At 40.6% G+C, this 19,577-nt stretch carries 14 protein-coding genes; 2 read left to right on the top strand and 12 right to left on the bottom strand.

The features are described from left to right. Positions 1-5 precede the first annotated feature (5 nt). Positions 6-1,745 (bottom strand): glycosyltransferase family 39 protein, encoded by a 1,740-nt coding sequence (locus tag IPM65_00560; protein QQS44084.1) that lies wholly within the window; start codon positions 1,743-1,745, stop codon positions 6-8. A gap of 89 nt (positions 1,746-1,834) precedes the next feature. Between IPM65_00560 and IPM65_00555 the strand changes: the two genes are divergently transcribed. Continuing rightward, positions 1,835-3,175: a hypothetical protein gene (locus IPM65_00555; protein ID QQS44083.1), complete on the top strand. Its 1,341-nt coding sequence runs from the start codon at positions 1,835-1,837 to the stop codon at positions 3,173-3,175. Here IPM65_00555 and IPM65_00550 read toward each other — a convergent pair. The 11 genes from IPM65_00550 to IPM65_00500 are packed head-to-tail and all read right to left on the bottom strand — an operon-like array spanning position 3,135 to position 18,412. Beyond that, on the bottom strand, positions 3,135-4,238 hold the full coding sequence (locus IPM65_00550; GenBank protein ID QQS44082.1) for a hypothetical protein: 1,104 nt from the start codon (positions 4,236-4,238) through the stop codon (positions 3,135-3,137). The two genes, IPM65_00555 and IPM65_00550, sit on opposite strands and share 41 nt — an antisense overlap. Before the next feature lie 8 nt (positions 4,239-4,246). Then, complete coding sequence (locus IPM65_00545) at positions 4,247-5,884, bottom strand: glycosyltransferase family 39 protein (protein QQS44081.1); 1,638 nt, start codon at positions 5,882-5,884, stop codon at positions 4,247-4,249. 3 nt (positions 5,885-5,887) lie between these two features. Continuing rightward, complete coding sequence (locus IPM65_00540; GenBank protein QQS44080.1) at positions 5,888-7,936, bottom strand: hypothetical protein; 2,049 nt, start codon at positions 7,934-7,936, stop codon at positions 5,888-5,890. 3 nt (positions 7,937-7,939) lie between these two features. After that, complete coding sequence (locus IPM65_00535) at positions 7,940-8,830, bottom strand: glycosyltransferase family 2 protein (protein QQS44079.1); 891 nt, start codon at positions 8,828-8,830, stop codon at positions 7,940-7,942. Then, positions 8,823-10,259: an oligosaccharide flippase family protein gene (locus IPM65_00530; protein QQS44078.1), complete on the bottom strand. Its 1,437-nt coding sequence runs from the start codon at positions 10,257-10,259 to the stop codon at positions 8,823-8,825. The genes IPM65_00535 and IPM65_00530 overlap by 8 nt, the downstream gene beginning before the upstream one ends. Next, entirely contained in the window at positions 10,238-11,908 is a 1,671-nt protein-coding gene (locus IPM65_00525; protein QQS44077.1) for a hypothetical protein, read from the bottom strand. Before IPM65_00525 ends, IPM65_00530 begins: the two co-directional genes overlap by 22 nt. Positions 11,909-11,912: 4 nt before the next feature. Then, the gene (locus IPM65_00520; protein ID QQS44076.1) at positions 11,913-13,448 is read right to left on the bottom strand and encodes a glycosyltransferase family 39 protein; all 1,536 of its coding nucleotides are present in this window, start codon (positions 13,446-13,448) and stop codon (positions 11,913-11,915) included. A 25-nt stretch (positions 13,449-13,473) separates the two neighbouring features. Beyond that, the gene (locus IPM65_00515) at positions 13,474-14,943 is read right to left on the bottom strand and encodes a hypothetical protein (protein QQS44075.1); all 1,470 of its coding nucleotides are present in this window, start codon (positions 14,941-14,943) and stop codon (positions 13,474-13,476) included. Then, positions 14,940-16,238, bottom strand: a complete 1,299-nt coding sequence (locus IPM65_00510) for a glycosyltransferase family 39 protein (GenBank protein QQS44074.1) — start codon at positions 16,236-16,238, stop codon at positions 14,940-14,942. The genes IPM65_00515 and IPM65_00510 overlap by 4 nt, the downstream gene beginning before the upstream one ends. After that, positions 16,210-16,959 carry a glycosyltransferase gene (locus IPM65_00505; GenBank protein QQS44073.1) on the bottom strand — a complete coding sequence of 250 codons (750 nt, stop codon included), beginning with the start codon at positions 16,957-16,959 and terminating at the stop codon, positions 16,210-16,212. The genes IPM65_00510 and IPM65_00505 overlap by 29 nt, the downstream gene beginning before the upstream one ends. Before the next feature lies 1 nt (position 16,960). Then, on the bottom strand, positions 16,961-18,412 hold the full coding sequence (locus IPM65_00500) for a glycosyltransferase family 39 protein (GenBank protein ID QQS44072.1): 1,452 nt from the start codon (positions 18,410-18,412) through the stop codon (positions 16,961-16,963). 22 nt (positions 18,413-18,434) lie between these two features. On the opposite strand from IPM65_00500, the gene IPM65_00495 reads away from it, so the two are divergent. Then, positions 18,435-19,565, top strand: a complete 1,131-nt coding sequence (locus IPM65_00495; protein QQS44071.1) for a hypothetical protein — start codon at positions 18,435-18,437, stop codon at positions 19,563-19,565. Positions 19,566-19,577 lie beyond the last annotated feature (12 nt).

Genomic DNA, 19,577 nt, shown 5'->3' with positions numbered 1-19,577 from the left:
TATTCTTAATTTGCTAATGTCGTCTCTTTGAGAAGCTGTTCGTCAAACCGCGGATTGACTTCAATAATATCAAATACTTCAGTTTCATCCAGCCGTTTGATGGTTTTTATGTGACTGAACATCTCTGATCCGATCGGTGTCGAGACGGATTTGCAGCTTATCGGTTCAATGATCAGAGTTTTTTGCGGCACTGTCAGTTTTCCGGCTTTCAAACTATTGTTCATGATATTAACTGACGGACATTCTTCTTCAGGGAAGTTGACATTTTCGGAGTTGGCAAGACGCAGATTATATTTAAATTTGCCGGTATATTCAGAGTTGTAATCATTTGCATAGAAAAGATAAAAGATAGGAAGCCAACCTTCCTGATTCGTAATATAAATCTGTTCATATTCGTTCTTATGGTCAAATGCATACTTCACGGCTTCCGTATTCCCGTTTGTCCGGTATATGGTGTTGTAATAACTGAAGTTCTGGAAATACTGATGAGAAAAAAATACCGTTTCTCCGAAAAAAATGAGAACAAACGGCATAATAATCGGGATCTTTTTCCATTTCAGGTCGATAATGCCGTTTATTCCGTAGGCCGCAATAAAAATGACAAGAGCGGGGGTGAGCAGTGCCCGATGAATACTCGGGACGTCAAGCACGGTAAGAGCTGCCGGAATCGGTGAGATCAGGAGGATATAAATGACGTATAAAAAGAGAATGTGATCGGTTTTTTTATTTCTTTTTTGAATAAAACCGAAAGCAGCAAGGAGGATAAAAGGAATGATGCTCAGATGAAGAAGCCCCATATAGGGTACTGAGTAAATATGAGGGATGCCGTCTTCACCAAAGAGATAATTAAAAGAAAAATATCGTGAGTACTGGAATAAAAACTCTCTTCCGAAGCCGATCAGTTTATTGTTATATACTCTTGCTGTCCAGATATTGTCTTCATTGAAAATGAGCTGTTGGATTTTCAGTTCTACTCCCGATACCGGACTGACGAGTGATGTTTGTTCAAATCTTCCCTTTCCCCAAACCGTTGAACTGATGGAAATTGTGAGCGCAAATGCAACGATTGTAAACAGAGCGCAGACGGCTAAAAATTTTTTATTTCTGATCTGATGAAAATACGCGACGATGATCGAAGGAAAAAGGGTGAGAGGCACGATGATACGGAATGAAGGATACATGAGGTAGGTCGACAGCAGAAGAATTCCTGCAGCTATCAACCAGCTCATCCGTTCTTTTTGGATTGCTTTGAAAAGTACGGCCAGACCTGCAAGATAGACGGTCAATGCCAAAATTCCTTCCGCACTCAGCCGTGAAAGAACAATATGCCATGGTCCCAAGGCAAAAAGAGCAGCTGTGATGAGAGCTATTTTTTCCCGTTTAAACAGATAAAGTGCCATGTAGTAAGCGGGAAATACCACCATTGCACCGACTATCGCAAGAAGAGAACGGGCGCCGAAATCATTGTTCCCGAAAATATAAGTCCCGAATCCCGAAAAATACATCGGGACTACCGGAGGATAATCATTAAATTTATCGAAATACAGAAGCGGCCAGGTATTACCGTAGATATCGTGTCCGTTTTCGATGATATAACGGGCTGCATAGGCATTTGCGACTTCATCATTGTGAAGTTCGTGAGGTACCGTTCCAAGCTGGTACATCCTGAAAATAAGTGCGATGATGAAGATAGCAATCAGAATATAAAACGGTTTTTCCTGCAGTTTTTTAAGGTATGTATTCATAATTTCCTGTTTTTCAGTATATCAAAATTTAACGTATTATATTGTTTTTTTGCAATTTGTATCAAGTATTTTTCATTTATAATAAATCCATGACAATTCAGGAAGTGATAAAGAGCAAACTCAGCATTGTTCTCCTCGCGGCTTTTATCATTCGGATTGTTCTTGTCACTCTGACCAGTCAGTCACTGTATGAACACAATGATTCATACCTTCATCGTGACTGGGGACGTGTCGCATTCCTGTTCGGTCCTTCTGAGACATATCAGAAGGAACATATCTCCAATGTCGGAATCGTTAACAATCTTCCTCCGGGTGCCACGTATCTCTTCGGCGGAATGTATTATTTCCATGTCCAGGCCAGCAAAGTCGTGAATATTATTCTTCAAAGAGAGCCGGGGCAAGTCCTCTGGATGAATGACGGCACGTTTGCAAATATGTTTCTTCGGCTGCCTGCAGTGTTTGCGGATCTGGTTATCGGAGTTGTCATTTATCTGATGGTTGCTAAAGAGAAAAAAGAGAATTCCTTGCTGGCTGCTTCATTGTATGTGTTTAATCCGGCTTCCATTTACAACAGTGCTGTCTGGGGACAGATCGATACAGTACCTCTTATGTTTTTTATGGCCGCTCTTCTTGTTCTTACGCAAAAGAAATACTTCCTTTCGATGCTTTTTGTAGTTGCCTCATTGTTTATAAAACTCTCATTACTACCGCTCATTCCAATGTACGGATTACTTCTTCTTATCAGAGTTCCCTTTCAAAAAATTGTATTGTACTCATTGATCATACTCGGTGTTGTTCTTGTTGCTATTCTTCCGATATCGTCACAGTCACACATCTGGCTTCTTGAGTTTTTATCTAAAAACAGTACGAATGTACTGGATAATATTACGGCAAATGCCTACAACTTTTGGTGGCTTGTCATCGCTCCGAAACTTTTGGTTCCCGCGGTAACCGTTGGGGAGAAATTTTTGTTTTTAACTTTGAGCCAGTGGGGATATCTTCTTTATACAATATTCATGATTCCTCTCGCATGGCTCATCTGGATGAAAAGACACTCGAAAGAATTATCTGCAGAATTTTTGACCGGAATATTTTCAGTCGTTGCAATCATATATTTCCTCTTTCTACCGTCAATGCATGAACGATATTTAATTACATTGTTCCCATTGATGGCAGCATATGTCGGTTTTAAAAAAGAATATCTGAAATTGTTTTTGTTACTTTCGGTTGTCTACACCACAAACATTGTTTCGGTCTGGCAGTATCGGGTACCCGAAGCCGAAATTCGGTCTAATCCGATTCTCACTAATCAGATCTTCTCGTGGGTGCTCAGTGTGATTGTGACAATGTCAGGATTGTACTTTTACTCGAGATTTATTAAAGAGAGCCTCAGTAAATATAATAAACGGAAAGAGCATTCTTCAACTTGATATGTTCAATTTCCGGCATATTCTTATCTACTTTATAGCGCTCAATTCCGACGTCATCCAGGACGCATGCTGTAGCTTTTTCTTTACATATTGCGATGTTTTTCATAAATGCCCGCTCGTTCTCCACGAAAGTTACATGAGAAAAGTCAGCATGTTTCCCGTAGTAAGTCATCAATTTTCTTAAGTCATCATCATTGGGGAGAATAATTTTTTTGTCAGGATGTGAAATAATATAGTTCATAAGATTAATTTTTGCCTCTGATCGTTCGACTGAGTATTTCATCGGATACTGTCTGACATACGCCTCGATAAAATATCCTAGAAGACCGACAGCGATGAGAATAGCTCCCATTGCCATAATTTTATTTCCGGTAATTTTGTTGAAAGCATGAATAATAAACAGACTGATGAGCAATAAGAAACCCACTCCCGCAAAAATCAGATGATTTGACGGATAGAGAATAAAGAATAGTAATGAAAATAGAATCGGAAGAGTAAAGTTCTTTATTTTTTTAAGATCGTTTTTGGTAATCAGGTAAAAAGAGGAAATGAACGGAACAAGATAGATATAGGAAAAGTATCCGTTTCTCGGAATGTGGAGGTAGGAAGAAATCGGTTCCATTTGGATGAAAAGATTTGTGAGATTGAAAAACTGAGGAAGGATACGCAGCTTATCAACAATGTGCTTTACCGAAAACGGATTATATTTATATGTCAAAAATAAAAGGAACAAAATCATGATGATCAGAAGGTATTTTTTCAGCTTCGGAAATGAGAGATATAAACTGAGTAGTACGGTAAATGACAGTACTAACGGATTAAATTCGTGAGCTATGACGAATATCCACGGCATAAGTACAAAAAAGACGAGAGATTTTATTTGAGTTTTCGGAAAGTACTGTCTTGTCAACATAACCATTACAAATCCCATGACAACAACTCCGACAATACGAATAATTCCCCAGAATGAAGGAGGAATGGTTTGCAACAAAAAAAGAGGAGTTGCATTCATCTCCTGCAATGAAAACATCGGTTGCCTTATGAAGATGATTGAAACAATCATCCAGAGTATTACAATGAGCATGGTTTGATTTGAACAATTAAAAAGCTATGTCCTTTATACGGATAGGTGCTGTCGACGGGATCAAAACATACAGTTTCCGGAAGCTCTGACAATTCCTTTCGGCTGAATACGCCGATTCCTTGATACTCCGGGTTATCCGCAAGATACTCAGTGATTTCTTTCATATCCTGACCGTAAAAAAGTCCGTTAAAAGGCCGGACAAAAAACCAGTTATCACGTTCTTCAACGGTCCTCTGCTTCAAGTAATCGTCTGTCGGATACCAGGTTCCGACCAGAGGATAGATTTGCGGTTCGCCGAGGACATCGGTTGTGTACATAAGATTTTGTTCAGGCCAGTATCGTCTTGCCGTCTCTTCAACAATGCGAGTTTTTAAACTGAACGTCATAAACGCTTTGTCAGTATATGTTCTGAAGAAAAATCTATAAAAAAGAACAACCTCAATCAGGAAAATCATCATAACACTCATTGTTAACAATCGGTACTTCTGAATCTGAATTTTTTGCATAGCCAGTATGATGAGCACAGTCTCCATACCCATCGATGCCAGATACCGTTTGGCATTCACTGCCCCTTCCGTTATGACCGAAGGCAATGGCGCAAGAAGTATGAAAGCCAGAAGAGTAAAAAATATCGGGTCTTTGAATTTTCGTGCAATATAAAATAAGCCGAAAAAATAAAAGGGGACAAGAATAATATAAAGCGGTGAAGAAGGAGCCGTTTGGACTCCGGGGTCAGATCGATTGAAAGCTAAATATTGGATGTTAAAGTGTCTTACATAATTATCGAGAAGAATATACCCGATGGTTGTTCCTTTATTATAAAAAGCTTTAGCAAAGATATCATTTCCCCCTGCCTGTCTGAACTCTCCGATTTCGATAAAACCTCCACGGTCAAATGAAAATGCTGATGTATTACTTAGTCTGACCGAACTTCCTCCGACAAAAAACTGCAAAATGATCGGGAGAAAGCTGATGGCAAATATCAGAAATACAAAACCGTACTTCAGTTTTTTTACAAACAGTAGTGCAATCGTATACGTAACAATCAACAAAGGACCAATAATCCAGCTCAGAGGATACGCATACAGAGAAAGCGAAAGTAGTACTGTTGAAATAACAATATTTCTCAAGGTATGTTTTGATTGAAGTGCAAGAATAAAAAATGTCAGTGATGCAAAAATAAGATATGACGCGCTGATGCTTGCCGAGATGATATGAGAATAAAATAAGTTATAGGGAAGAATTGCAATTAGTGAAGCTCCGATGAAAGCCCATTCGTTGCATTTTGTTAGCGTTTTCAGCAGTACGTACATGGTCGGTATGTACAAAAGCGCAAAAAGCACTGCCGGAAACCGCAGCCAAAATACTGACGGCTCAAAGACTTTAAAAAAGAAAGCGGAAAGATATATATCAAGAGGAAGTTTGTAATCTCCGAATGCCCGGAAAAAAACCGGCATTTGCACTCCCCAGCTATCGTGTCCGGTTGTTGCGATACTGTATGCGTCGTAAGCAATACCGTATTCATCAATATCAAGAGGAGGAACACTGCTTAATTTATACGTGTGAAGAACAAAAGCTCCGAGGATAATCACTACCAGAGCAACGAAAGGTCCGTATTTTTTCATATATTAGTTCGGTTTAAATACTTCCTGTATCTTATCACTCATTATACGCATTTTGTCTCCTATGTATGACCGTAAATACCACATGCCGTGCACTGGATTTCGGATACAGGCACCCAGTGTGTCTTTGCAGTTTGGTGCGAAATATATACTATTTTCAAATGTGATGTTGTCCGAAATACTAAGACTAATTCTATCCTGCTGAGGTATTTCGCTTTTAAAATCAATGAAGTATAGGTTGTTGTGAGTCAATAGAGAGTATGAGACATCATTTTCATGTTTAATATGAATTTGTTTGATCGGTAATTGTGTCGGAAAACCGTTTTTATCTTTGGGATCAATTACCAGACGGACAGGGTTTCGTTTTGCAACGGCAAACTGATTGCTGAAATAAATATCAGTTTTGGCGGTACTGAGTGTCCGGTACTCAGGTTCAGGGAACAAGTGAATAAAATTCTCCTGACGGGCTGTATCAAGGAGTGATGCATCGGAAGAAAATGAGATAGTGCATCCGCCGTCAGTACAATGATTTCTCAATGACAGAAAGGGTTTGTCTGCTGTACTCCAGGAAAGGGTAAACCCTTCATTTCCGGTGGAAAGCAAAACGGGATACTCAGATGAACGGGTATTTACGGCCGTGATTTCATTTGATGAAAATGACGGAAGTTGAATTGTTCTTTCAAGAAAGAGTATAGTCCGTTGTCTGCCGGCAACATCCGTGTAAGCAAGGGTGATCCCGTTCGTATCACGGGAAAAAGTCGGTTCAGTCTGTCGATCAATAGAGGGCAATCGGAGATATGACGCTGGCTTTTCGGTATCATTCCGGCGGGCATATGCCACTTTTGTACTTTTCGAATCAGTTTCTGATCCGTCAATCAGATATGGAACTACCCAAAAACCATCTTTTTTTGCCGTAGCTGAAGTATACGGATCATTGTATTCAAGATCATAGTACCTTACATCCGTAATATACAGATCGTTATTTGAGCGCAATATTCTCATTCGATATCCCGGTGCAGTTATCCAGTAGGCTGAATCAGTATCTTTTTCGATCAGATCCTTTCCCTGATATACCGTATAGTGCTGTTGTTTCCAATACGAAGCAAGTTCCTGTGCATTGGGGAACACAATCTGTTTATTGTTCCGCAGTTCACCGACGTATTTGATCTGGTTAATAAACTCCTGTTGATGCTTTTCCTCCATGGAAGTTTCCAAGCCGAGAAGTACAAAGCCCGGCTGTTTCTGCTCGAACAATGCCTGATTGATCAGTGCTTTGAAGTACTGTAAAGATTTTCCGTCGGCTGCATAATCATTAGGTTGTGAAGTGTAGGCAGATAAGTTCCCGTAGTTGAAAAGAGGGTCAGTCACGGTCTGCCTGACAATGACAGGGGCGGATTGGTCAGTAAAATCCGGGATAAAAGCCCAATTGCGGGATGAGGGATACGGATAATGTGCAGGTCCGCCATAGAGTGTATAACTATCCGTGCCGAATTGTTCTTTTGTGATTTGATGGACAAGTACGTCATAGGTTTCATGAATGTATTGAAGAGTCTCAGTTTTGATCATCCATGATGACGTGACTTCAGGATAATACCCGAATGACTGATGAAATTTTTTGAAAAGATGGTCCATCATTTTTTTATTCTCTTCGTCTGTGTATCCGATGCTGTAAACGAACGGAGCTTCATACCAATTGTCTTTCGGCGCTGAATAGTCAACTCCTGCATCCTCTGCAAGCCCGGGAGTCACTTCAAGAAGCAATCCGAGTCTGATGAGATCAGGGTCTTTTGCAGTAGTTTTTTTCAGAAAGTCAATATATTCTTTGTTTTGAAGTGCATCATATCGAAGGACAAAATAGCCGGGGACATTATTTTGTTCAAAAGCCTTGACTTGCGCCGACAATGCATCGATTGATCCGGTTCCGCAGCATTCTTCTCCCCGGACCTGACTAATAAAAAGTACCTGCGCTACATCCTCAGAGGTGGCTTGAACAGAATAGAACGGCACGAGGAGAGTCAAGAAAGCAGCAAATGCCGTGAGTTTGGACCAGAGCATACCTTAATGCTTGAGGAGTTTGTTAATAATCCGGTACCACAATGATTCCTGTGAAGAAAACAGATTCTTCTTTATACCCCAATGATTTGTTTGGTAAAAAATATCCGTAAAAAAGGATTGGGTTGTGCGCGGAATGTCTTTTTCTTCCGAAATATATTTGTGTTGTTCCCAGAAGTAAAAATATACCAGTCCGTAATACATCAGCTGTAAAAATGAGAGAGTAAAGCCATGCATCCCGTCTTTGTATCCGTCGGCAGCAAAATACCGGCTTATAAATTCACGGGTTCCGTCAGAGAGTGCTGATTGAAGTGAATATGTTTTCCGGCTTTTCGCATCTGATTTGGCATAACGGATCATTTTTTCAAGGTACTCATCGAGTGATTCATAGTTATGATGAAGAATCGCGTTCTCTTTTTCATCAGGAAGTTTGTATCCGTTTCCTGAAGTTTCTGGTTGTTCATGAATGATCGTAGGCCATGTGACGGCATCTTTTTTGAAAACTCTTATTTGATAATCAGGCCACCATCTAGAGTTCTCCATCCACTTTCCGAGTATCATATTCATCCGTGGCATCGATATGTAATCATATTTTTCATAGTTCTCAAGAATTTGTGAGGCTAATGTTTCCGGAACGATTTCATCGGGATCGAGGAATAGAATGTAATCTGTCTTTGTAAACTGTTTTGTTTTTTCACGGATAAGTTCGACATATGATACAGGTTCTTGTTCGACTACTCTGACTTTCTCAATCTTTTTCAATTTCTCTCTGACAGAAGTACTCAAGCCGATATCCACAATTACGATTTCAGCAGTAAGGGTTTGCACCGATTTGATTGATTCAAAAAGATATTTCGGTTCTCCGAGAGCGACGATAATAGTTGTGATATTACTCATATTTCAAAAAAGTTTTTACCTCCTGTAACACATTAATTCTGAACAGAAGATACAACGATGCGACATAGGTTAGGAATCCGACTGCAACTGAGATGCAGACACTAATCCAGCTTACACCCAAAAAGGTAGTGAAGTAAACAGCAATACCCATAATCAAACTGGAAACAATCGGCGGTACGATCTGAGGAATAAACTTAAACTTAACAATCTTCCTTGCAATGGGAACAATCACAATAAAAGTAAGAGACAGAATCACCAGACTAATAGGATACCCGTACAGTCCGAAAAAGTGAGTAAAAAGAGGGATACTTATCCATGACATGACTGTCCAGTAGAGCATAAATTTGAATGTAGTCTTTACTTTTCCGACGGCATTAAAGAGATTCGTAAACGGAGTCGAGTAAGACGAGAAAAACGCCGAAAGAATAATGATATAAAAAAGAGGAATAGCCGGTTCCCATTTATTGTATTTCGGGATAAGCTGTACTGCCTCATCAAGAAGGAGTGCCATTCCGACAAAAACTGGAGCGAGAATAAGTGTTTGATATCGAAGCACTTTTTCGATAAGTCCGCCGATCCGTTCCTTTTCCGTTTGGATTTTTGCGAAAATCGGGAAGAGAATGCGTGACACATTGTCCATGATAATTCGGATCGGAGATTCTGCCCAGCGTTTTGCCCATCCGATATATGCCAGTCCTTCAAGTCCGACTACTTTTCCGAGATAAAACAAAATGAGATCATCTTTGATGAGAGCCAAAAATACATTGGTCTGAAACGGTACACCGAAAGAGAGAAGTCGTTTGAGACTTTCTTTTGATACGCCGATGCGGGGAAACCAGAATGAAAGGTAATACATGAGAAGTGTTCCGGTGAGTGATCGGACAAGTACGGCTATGGTAAATGTCTGCAATCCGAAGTTCATCAGTGCCAGTACCGACACCGTAACGTAAAAAATCGTACTTTCGACAATCTGTACGAGGACGATTTTCTGAAACTGAATACTTCTTTCGAGTTTGATAGAGGGAATTGTTTTCAATGATGAGAGGAAAAAAGCAAACAGTACAGCCCAGTATAAATGTGTCGCTTCAACAGGAAGGTTGTAGAAACTGCGGATGAACGGCGTAAGGAAGAAAGCTATCGACAGGATTGTAATGACAAGCGTTTGTTGTATAGTAAATGTCGTTTTGATATCGTCGTCAGTGACTTCCTTTTTCTGGACAAGTGCGGCGGCAAGACCGATATCAGAAAAGAAGTTCAGAAAGGGAATAACGGCAAGGGTTAATACATAGATCCCATAAATCTTCGGCGACAGTACAATTGTCAGGATCAGATTCGCAATCAAACCGAGAACCGCGGCATATCCGCTGTGAAAAAAAAGACTCAAAAGACTGATGATCGAATTTTTTTTTATATTTTCTTCCTGTGCCATCGAATTTGGATGTATGAATAGATAAGTATTATTATACCTCCTACGGCCGTAATTCCGTTTGCGACATGCTCGATCATCGTTTCCTGATATCTGATCGTGATCGTTTCGAATTCTGCACTTGAAACATCGATGATCGGGCGACCGAGTTTGTCAAATGTCGTCGGGATGATTTGCTTTCCTTCTCGGGAAATAATCCAGTAAGGGGCATAATGGATATTTAAAGCCACATCGTGCTGACTTCGGACGACTGCAATTTTTTCAAACGGTTCATTTCTCAGTACTTGCACTTCCTGTTCGGGCTGCAGAGCAATCGGTCCGGTCGTTTCGGCCTTTTTCCCTTCCAGAGTTCGCCAATATTCATAATCTGCCGTTATCGGCAGGTATTCTGCTACTTTAAAAGCGGAGGTGTTGAAAATATATGAGTCTGAAGCAAAAGTATTTATCACGGTCTGAACACTCCTCATATTCCCCGTAAAAAACTTCGGATTGAGATAAAAAATACCGATGGAAATCATAACGGCTGCAAGCAATTTCCATTTTTTCGGGATGGTATCGAGAAGATACGCAGTGAAAAAGGCAAGTCCGAAAATGACAAACAGGAGAAATCTCCAGGGAAACTGAAATACGGAAAGTATCGGCTCAAAGGCTTTCCACAGAAACAGCGAGTATGCTGTCGTCATAAAAAAACTTCCGAGTAACAGTCCCGCCATACCGACAGTCAGCCATGAAAAAGATTTCTTTGTTTTTTTCAGCTGATAGAAAAAGTATCCCAGTCCCGCAAGTCCGGCGAGAATCTGGATTTTCCCGAGCATAAAAGACATCCCGTCATTGATGCATCCGACGGATGATCCTCCGAATCCCCACTGTGAATACCAGACCTGATAGGGGCATAGGAAATGATTCTGATACTGTGTGATGGTGGCAATATCCGAGGCCTGCACCAGTTTCAGCTCAGACAATGCCGGGATCAAAAAGTAACTGCTCAAAAGAAGTCCCAAAGCGATGGAGAGAGCACCCCATATTCTATTCTTTTGAATAAGCGCAAAAAGAATCAGAAGCGGTACGGAAACAAGGGAAAAAATATTATGTGATGTAAAGACGAATGCCAGAATAACGGCTGCAATACCGATACTGCGTTTTGAAACAACAGTCAGTATCCATAATCCAAACGGGAACAGCGCAAAAAACCACATTTCAGCAAGATTTCCCCTGATAAAAATATCTACCGCAATGAAAGGAGAAGAAACATAAGCCAAGCCTCCGATAAGCGCCGGAACTTCATTGAAATATTTCTTAAGAAATAAATACATTCCGATAAAGGCCAGAAGAAATGCTGCAAGATACGAAACTTCAAGCGACGCCGTCACATCCAGGCCGGCAAGCAAAAGCGAAGAAGTAATCCAATACGCTGTCGGTGCATAATAATTAAAAATGGGATATCCCATTCCGAAAGACATATGAGGAGAGATTCGAGGAGGGATATGACCGTTTCGGATATCAAATGCAAATTCGATAATCCGGGCAGGTTGAGTTTCGTCATGACCGAGAAATGTATTGTTGTCGAAGGGATTAAGGCTCCGGCCGAAAAGAAAGACAAGTACGGCACAAATGACAATCAATCCGTATTTTTTCAAAATAGAAGACAGCATGGGATTATGGTGACGGTTCATCAGATACCTTCAACAGCTTAAAAAGATACAGTGATTTTTTGTTTCCCGGCTTGTCATATTTTGCCACAAGCTCGATCGGCCATTGATCTGGGAATTCCTGTTGATGAGAAAACACCACATACACATCTCTTTTAGAAAGTTCAGGCTGATACTCGTAGAGACTTTCTTCAGTCAGCGGCCAAAGACCTTTAATCTCAACATTATCATCAGGCTGATCATATACTCTGAGTACATCCGCTACCAGTCCGAAATCTCCTTCGGCAAGGACGAGTGTCTGTCTGTTTTGAGCGTTTTCCTGAACGGTTCCCATCAGGTTTTCGGCACCCCATACCGATGTCAGACCCTCAACATACTGTCCGCGATCAACAGGAGGGAAACTGGCTTTTGCAGGATCAAAAAGAAACGGGTAACTGAAAAGCATCATACTAAACAGAAGTACTCCCAGTGTGACGTTTCTCAGTTTGACTGATTTGATATTCAAAAAAAAGTACACTGCCGTAATAATGATCAGAGTACTGTAAAACAGTACGTATCTCGGAAAAAGTACCCGGGCAAACAGAGCAATTGCAATATACGGCACAAAGATAAAAACGGAAAGATATAAAGCAGTAAGCTTTTCTTTTCGGAAAAGAAGGAATAGTCCGGCAATGCTAAGAGGGATGATAAACCAACCTGATTCCCAGGCGATGTACAACGGAATATTGAAAACATTATGTTGAAAATATGCAAAAGGATCAGCGAAAAATTCTTCCGCAGTCAGGATAAAGGTCGTGTTTTTCTGCTCGACATAATGAAAATAAGGAGAAAGCCGTTGCACATTGTAAAAAAGCAAACTGATCGCGGCTACGATACCGAGAAGGAAAAAATAATTAATGCTTTGGGAAATAATTTTTTTCGTTTTGGTGCTGAGATATAAAACAGGTGCGGCAGCTGTCAGCCCCAAAAACATACGTGAAGATGACTTTGCAAGAAGTGCCATACCTCCGATGAACCCCATGATCAGTGCGATATCAAGTCTCCTCGTCCTGACAAGAATAAAGGAAAAAAGAAGAATCCAAATAAAACCGGCATTGACGGCGGCATCAACCAGCGCAATTCTTTCGTAAAAGACAAGATACGGAAGAAAAATATACAGCAAAGCTCCGATATAAGCTGCTTTTTTTCCCCACAGATAAAAAAGTAATGCAAACATGCCGATAAATCCGGCAAATCCGGAAGCGACTGCAAACATTCGTCCCGCAAACAGATCATTCGGAGAAAAAAGTTTCAGAAAAGGAATGGTAGCCCAGGTTTGGAGCGGCTGACGGCCGTCAGTCACGGAAATGAATCGCCATGAGGCATCTTTCCAGGCGACTTTTGCCCAGTTGATGTAAATTCCTTCATCAGAAAACTGAGGCCATTTATCCAGATTGATAAGTCGAACCGCGAGAAAGAGCACGACTAACACAACAACTGCAACAATATCTTTTTTTGTGACATTTTTTTTCAGAAATGTCCATATTTCTTCAAGTGAGAACATACTGATCTAAAGTATACAACAGAACTTAGTACGAATACAGGTAGAGCAAGAGCGGATCAAATGACTGCAGCTGATCCAGCGATCCGACTAAATCCAGACCTTCCGTGTCATTTTTATTCAGGACAAAGCAGGTATCTTTTTGCGGGGTTCTGATCTCCTGTTCAAACTCTTCGAGAGTATAGACAAAACGGATATTCCCGTCGAAGTAATACACCATCGACGGATGATTGCCCCACCATCTGCTTGTCGATATCAAAAGTCCGAGTTCTTCGAGTGTTTTTGATGCCTCTCTTCCTTCGGGTTCCACCACAACATAGAGGTCCTGACAATAATCATTGGCATACACTGACAATTCGTGATGCGGATCATTTGATGAATAAAAATCATCCAGTACATTCGTTCGGAAAAAGTAATGCTGTATGATCAGACTCATTAGTATGATAATTATTCCGAAGTAAAAAAGTTTAATCTTTTTCAATAAGGTAATCGGGTATACCATCAGAAATGCAAACTGTCCGAGATAAGGATGACCGTACCAGAATATTTTAGTTTTGGTGAGATTCAGAAATACAAACCACGGCAAGAAAAGATAACTATACAAAACTTTTTTATCGTTAAGTTGGTTTCTGATCCATTGATAGAACAGAATGATAAAACCGAGTGCAGAGAAGAAAATATATTTCCCGTACTCGATCGTCAGGAGATCGATGTAAAAGGTCCTCTGACCGAAATGGGATTCTATTGATGCCGTAACCCTTTTGACATGACTCTCATAAAAATGCTGATACAAGAATGTAGGTCCGAAACGGAGAAACATCGCAAGATGCCAAATAAGAAGTATTCCAGCCTGCAATATCATTCTTCCGAGTTCTTTTGCAAACTCCTTCCAGGAAATTTTTCCCGTCACGGCTTCAAAGAAAAAGTAAAGCCCCATGATCCCGATGGGGTAAAATCCGATGAGAGATTTGCTGTAAACTGAGAATGACAGAAAAATCAGGGAAGTCCAGAATCTTCTGTAAAACAAAACATATCCCAGCCATCCGATCAGAAGGAAAACATCGACATTCAGTACCTGTGCGCGCTGCAGAAAAATCGAGGTAAGTGAGGTCATCATCACGACCAGTGTCGTAATCCACGTTTCTTTCAGGACACGATAGTACAGAGCGTACAAAAGACCTAGTGCGAACACAGACAAAAATAATGTCGCAAGTCTTGTGGATATTTCAGGCTGTAAAAAAGGCGTAATCAGCATCACGACGCCGTAAAAAAGCGGAACAAGCGGCGGTTTGTCCAGCCAGTATTGCCCCTGCCACAGCGGCACGGCAGGTGAGATCTGATGAACCATTTCATAGCCGACTTCGGCATATATTGATTCATCCCAATCAAAAAACGGAAACGGGTTCTGAATCAGTTTTACTGAAAACAAAACGGTGAAAATGAACAGGTAGATTATTACCGGATAATGCTTTGAAAGGATTTTACTTAGGTTTTTCATAACGTCTGTCTCGGTTTATTCGGATCAAGAAAATAATTTCCTTCAAGATACGGCTTAATAAGATTGGTGTTCAGTTCAAAAGCTTCTGGAAACACGAGTTTCTGAAATACAAAATACGTTCGCAGTTCATAAATTGCTGAAAAACTCAAAAGAACAAATATCCCCAATAAAATCCACTTTTTCGGTAGAGGAAAGCGGGTTATATAAACCAGTGCCTGTCCGATAAAATACACAACAGAAGGGAGTACCGTCACCGATCGAAGAGCATTCGGGTTTTCCCACGGATACGTCATCATCGGCGGAAGCATACCGAGCACAAAATACAGGAGAAAGAATGAGTTATGGTATTTTTTCCAGTTGTACAAACTGACAATAATACCGCCGACAAGGAGGATTCCCTGAATCGGATTGAGCATGGGTTTCCCCGGATAGTTATGGCGACCGTTCATATCACCCTTCACAAAGAACATACCGGTGAGACTTGTCACATTTTGCCAGGTGTAGGTTGCCTTTTCCTGAAGAGAAAGCTGCTCGTTTTGCAAATAAAAGAGCTCATAGATTCGGTTATCGTCATGCTGAGTGAAATACAGATTGAGCGGTATGATCAGTAAGAGAAAGGGTATTATAAAAAGAAGTACGGGTTTGTCGAAGTTTCTGCGGATTTGCTTCAGACTTCCGTATTCCCAGATGAGAAAGATCAAGGGAAGGATAAAAAATATTCTGCCGGGGGTGTACGAATTGTATGCCAGTCCGGCAGCAATGCCCGTCCAGAAGACATACCATAACGATTTTGTTTTTCTGAACAGAAACAGAGAGTAAATTCCGGCGAGTTCAAAAAAAAGTACGGTACTGGCTTCAAATCCGAAACGCGCAAAGTTGAAGTACCACCGCATAGTGATGAATGTAAAAGCAAGAAAAAAGGGCATCAGCGTACGTACCGTTTCAGGCAGTTTTTTCCGTTCTTCAAATACCAGTTTGAAGATGCCGTATAAAAGTAATACATCAATCACTCCGAATAAAGCTGACGGGAATCGGACGGCAAAAACGGTTTCTCCGAACATTCTGATTGATGCCAAAAGCATATAGAAATACAAAGTAGCATGACCTGTGGCTAGCTGACTGTAAGGGGCATAGGGAGCATTTTCCAGAGATCGGGCCAGCTTGATAAACTCGACTTCATCAAGAGCGATATTCTGAGGAAGAGACGGAAATTGGTAAAAGACAATCCCTGCAGATATGATAAGCAGCGTAATCGGAAGTACGATGTTAGACAGGATACTTTTTGAGAATCTCATACCACTTGATTGAGAGTATATCTTTTAACCCTTCGAGAGAAGATTTCACAAATGTGACATTTTTTGTTTCAACATGCCGCCACATGACAGGAACTTCTTTAATCGTGTATCCGAGTCTGGCAGCAAGAAACAGAAATTCCAGATCAAATCCAGCAGATACAGATGAGCCTTCGGCTTTTTGTCTGTCCTTAAAAACCTGTAGATGAGAAATGATATGGCGTGCTGCTTTGGTATTGAAAAGCTTGAATCCGCACTGGGTATCTCGAATTCCGTGCAGGCCGACAATGTAATTTCTGATAAAAATCATTCCCAAAGCCATGATTTTTCTTGTGAGAGGGGCACCTTCGCGATGACCGCTTCGTGAACCGATGACGATATCAAAGTTTTTTTCAGCCTGTTCGATCAGTTTTTCGGATTCCTCAATCGGGGTTGCCAGATCGATATCCGAAAACATGACCGTATCTCCTTTTGCCTCTTCAATACCCCGGATTATCGCAAATGCTTTTCCCAAATGGGCATTTTTAATAACCCGAAACTTAGGAAATAATTCTTCGTATTTTTCTTTGATAATTTCGACAGATTTATCGCTTGATCCGTCATCCACAATAAGAATTTCTCCGAATCGGCTGTCATCTTTCGTGTAATTACCGATCCGGTCAAGGACGCCTTTTTGAATATTTGCCTCCTCGTTGTAACAGGGGACAATAAGGGTTATTTTCATATTATTTCGCTTTATTATGAATTATTTTATATATTGTAACATCGCCGATGCTCCAGGATCCTGCAAGTTGTTTGTCGGCAAAAGCGGCAATCTGCCACTGAGGATCTCCTGTCGGATTACATTCCGTAAAACACATGACGAATAATTCTTCAGCCTGTTCTGGGGAATCGTGAGCAAGCAGATCATATCCTGCCAGATCTAAAAAGTATCTGTAGTGTCCGTCGGATTCGGTAAAAGGAATTGTCACTACCTGAATAGGCTCAGATGTAATGTGAGGTTTGAATGAGTCAGCAATACCTTTTGCGTAATCGATTTGACTGTTCGGCTCTTTCCGCAAAAACGCGTACTGCTTTGCATTAAAGAATACAAACAACGCCATAATTAATGCCAAAGTTCCATACCGGACTAATTTTGTAGGAATAAGGGACACTGCAGCACTGACTATCAGATAAAAACTCGGGTATGCAGGGCCGAAATAATGCAGATGTCTGGCGCTTTCCAGAAAAGCAAACAATACGATAAAGGATATGAATGTCAACCCGTGAAGCAAAAGGAACTGCGATTTTGTTTTTTTAAAAAGCAGGACAAAAGCTGCAATAATTACCATAAAAGTAATCAGTGCAATCGGTTCATTCATATTGATCTGAAGACTATGAGAAAAAAACTGCTGAATTGTCTGGAGCAAACGATTTATGAAAGGTGTTGCTGACTCGACTTTCCCTTCGGTGAACAATGCAATGAAATTTCGGGCATTCAGAAAGTTATGCCTCAGGTCAAAAAGAATGAGCGGTGAAGAGAAAAAAGTAAAGGAAAGGACCGCCGGTAGTAAACCCGTAAGCAGCTTTTTATTCTTTTTCTCTTGAAAAAAATGAAAGATGTAAACAAAAAACAGAGGGAAAAAAAGGAACAGTGCTAAATAATGGAGTTGGATTGAAAATGAAAGAAATGCTCCGGAAAGCAAACTCATGATACGTTTTTTAGTCGTCAGCCACTGATAAAAGAAAAATAATGTCAGAAACGTAAAGATCGGAAGCAGATTCGGATTCCATGAAAAACGGGACAGGTAAACCGATGCATAGGAAAAAACTGAAAAGACAAGGAATGGAATTGCTGTCCGTTCATCGACCAGTTTTCTGACAATCAGATAGCTGATAATCATTCCGGCTATAGACATGAACGACACGCCGTAAGCAAGACCGACAGGATCGAAATTGGAAAGAAGTATAAACGGAGCGATCAGATAATAATAAAACGGTCCCAGGTACACCATCCCGACTGAACTCGGCGCACCGATTGACGGAAAATGTTCAAACGTGACTATCCGTTTTACGATAAGTGCATCCCTGCCCTGATCTCCCAGAAAGGTGATAAAACCTGACAGATCATACAGCCTCAAAAAGGCTCCGATACCGATAAGAGTCAGGATGGTGAAATAGATGATTCTTTTATGCATGACAAAAATGGTAGAATACGGTATGGATAAAAAAACTATCTCATACCCTCAATTAATATCCATTATAGCAGTTATCATCGTATCTACTTTACTGCTTTATCTGCCGTTTGCCACCAATGCGTTGAAATATCTCGGATTCAGTAAAGATTCATCAATGCAGTATGTATATCAGAATTATGACGGACTGTATTACATTGTTCCCGCGGTTTCCTGGTACAATCCGAAAGCTATTGAGGCGATGAGACTTGAGTTTACGTTACCGCTTGAGTACTATGCCGCCCACCTTCCGCTGTATCCGTTTTTCATCGCTTTACTGGCGCCTATTCTCGGATATCTGAATGCAATGCTCGGCGTCACCATCTTGTTTACGGTTGCACTTGCATTGATGTTTTATTATTTTATCAGGCACTTCAATCTGACAAAGCATCCGCTGGTATTGACAACAGTATTGCTTTTTTTGCCCCGTTTCTTCATCATACGTTCAGTCGGTGCACCTGAGCCACTGTTTATGTTTCTCATTATTGCATCAATATTCTTTTTCGAAAAGAAACAGTATTTTGCCGCAGGGATTTTAGGAGCTCTGGCCACTATGACGAAGACACCCGGTATTTTACTCTTCGGGGCATACGGATTGGTTTTTCTCGAAAAAATGATACGGGAAAAGACTTTTTCGTTCCGCTGGTTATGGATCGGTTTGATCCCTGTCGGTTTGCTTCTCGTATTCGGATTATATCAATTTCAGTACAACGACTTTTTCGCATATTTTCACACCGGTGGGGTAGTCCCGATGCCGTATCCTTTTTCCGTCTTTAATTTCAACGGACGATGGGTAGATACGCCATGGCTAGAAGAAATTGTGTTGTATTTCTTTATATATCTATCAGCAATCGTCATATTGAAAGATTCGAAATATCGAAGTCTTTTTTATTTTCCGCTGTTATTTTTTCTTTTTGCTGTTTTTGTCCAGCATAGAGATTTGTCCCGATATCTTCTACCGCTGTGGCCGTTTGCTTTGATCGCGTTCGAAAAATTTTTGACCTCAAGAAAATTTCTTCTCGTACTTCTTTTGCTTATCCCGGCAATCTATCTATATGCATGGAATTTTCTTCTTTATAACGTTATACCCGTTGCTGATTGGAGTCCGTTCCTTTAAGTGTTAGAATAA

The sequence above is a fragment of the Candidatus Roizmanbacteria bacterium genome (assembly GCA_016700135.1).
GTDB lineage: Bacteria > Patescibacteriota > Microgenomatia > UBA1406 > GWC2-37-13 > UBA1450.
Note: the sequence above shows the minus strand (reverse complement) of the source record. Positions and strands in the feature narration are given on the sequence as shown.

Bases quoted from the DNA above. Each gene is read 5' to 3' on its own strand.
- IPM65_00510 (QQS44074.1), bottom strand. From the start codon at position 16,238: ATGAGATTCTCAAAAAGTATCCTGTCTAACATCGTACTTCCGATTACG.
- IPM65_00520 (QQS44076.1), bottom strand. From the start codon at position 13,448: ATGTTCTCACTTGAAGAAATATGGACATTTCTGAAAAAAAATGTCACA.
- IPM65_00560 (QQS44084.1), bottom strand. From the start codon at position 1,745: ATGAATACATACCTTAAAAAACTGCAGGAAAAACCGTTTTATATTCTG.
- IPM65_00505 (QQS44073.1), bottom strand. From the start codon at position 16,959: ATGAAAATAACCCTTATTGTCCCCTGTTACAACGAGGAGGCAAATATT.
- IPM65_00545 (QQS44081.1), bottom strand. From the start codon at position 5,884: ATGAAAAAATACGGACCTTTCGTTGCTCTGGTAGTGATTATCCTCGGA.
- IPM65_00535 (QQS44079.1), bottom strand. From the start codon at position 8,830: ATGAGTAATATCACAACTATTATCGTCGCTCTCGGAGAACCGAAATAT.
- IPM65_00540 (QQS44080.1), bottom strand. From the start codon at position 7,936: ATGCTCTGGTCCAAACTCACGGCATTTGCTGCTTTCTTGACTCTCCTC.
- IPM65_00555 (QQS44083.1), top strand. From the start codon at position 1,835: ATGACAATTCAGGAAGTGATAAAGAGCAAACTCAGCATTGTTCTCCTC.
- IPM65_00530 (QQS44078.1), bottom strand. From the start codon at position 10,259: ATGGCACAGGAAGAAAATATAAAAAAAAATTCGATCATCAGTCTTTTG.
- IPM65_00525 (QQS44077.1), bottom strand. From the start codon at position 11,908: ATGCTGTCTTCTATTTTGAAAAAATACGGATTGATTGTCATTTGTGCC.
- IPM65_00500 (QQS44072.1), bottom strand. From the start codon at position 18,412: ATGCATAAAAGAATCATCTATTTCACCATCCTGACTCTTATCGGTATC.
- IPM65_00515 (QQS44075.1), bottom strand. From the start codon at position 14,943: ATGAAAAACCTAAGTAAAATCCTTTCAAAGCATTATCCGGTAATAATC.
- IPM65_00495 (QQS44071.1), top strand. From the start codon at position 18,435: ATGGATAAAAAAACTATCTCATACCCTCAATTAATATCCATTATAGCA.
- IPM65_00550 (QQS44082.1), bottom strand. From the start codon at position 4,238: ATGATTGTTTCAATCATCTTCATAAGGCAACCGATGTTTTCATTGCAG.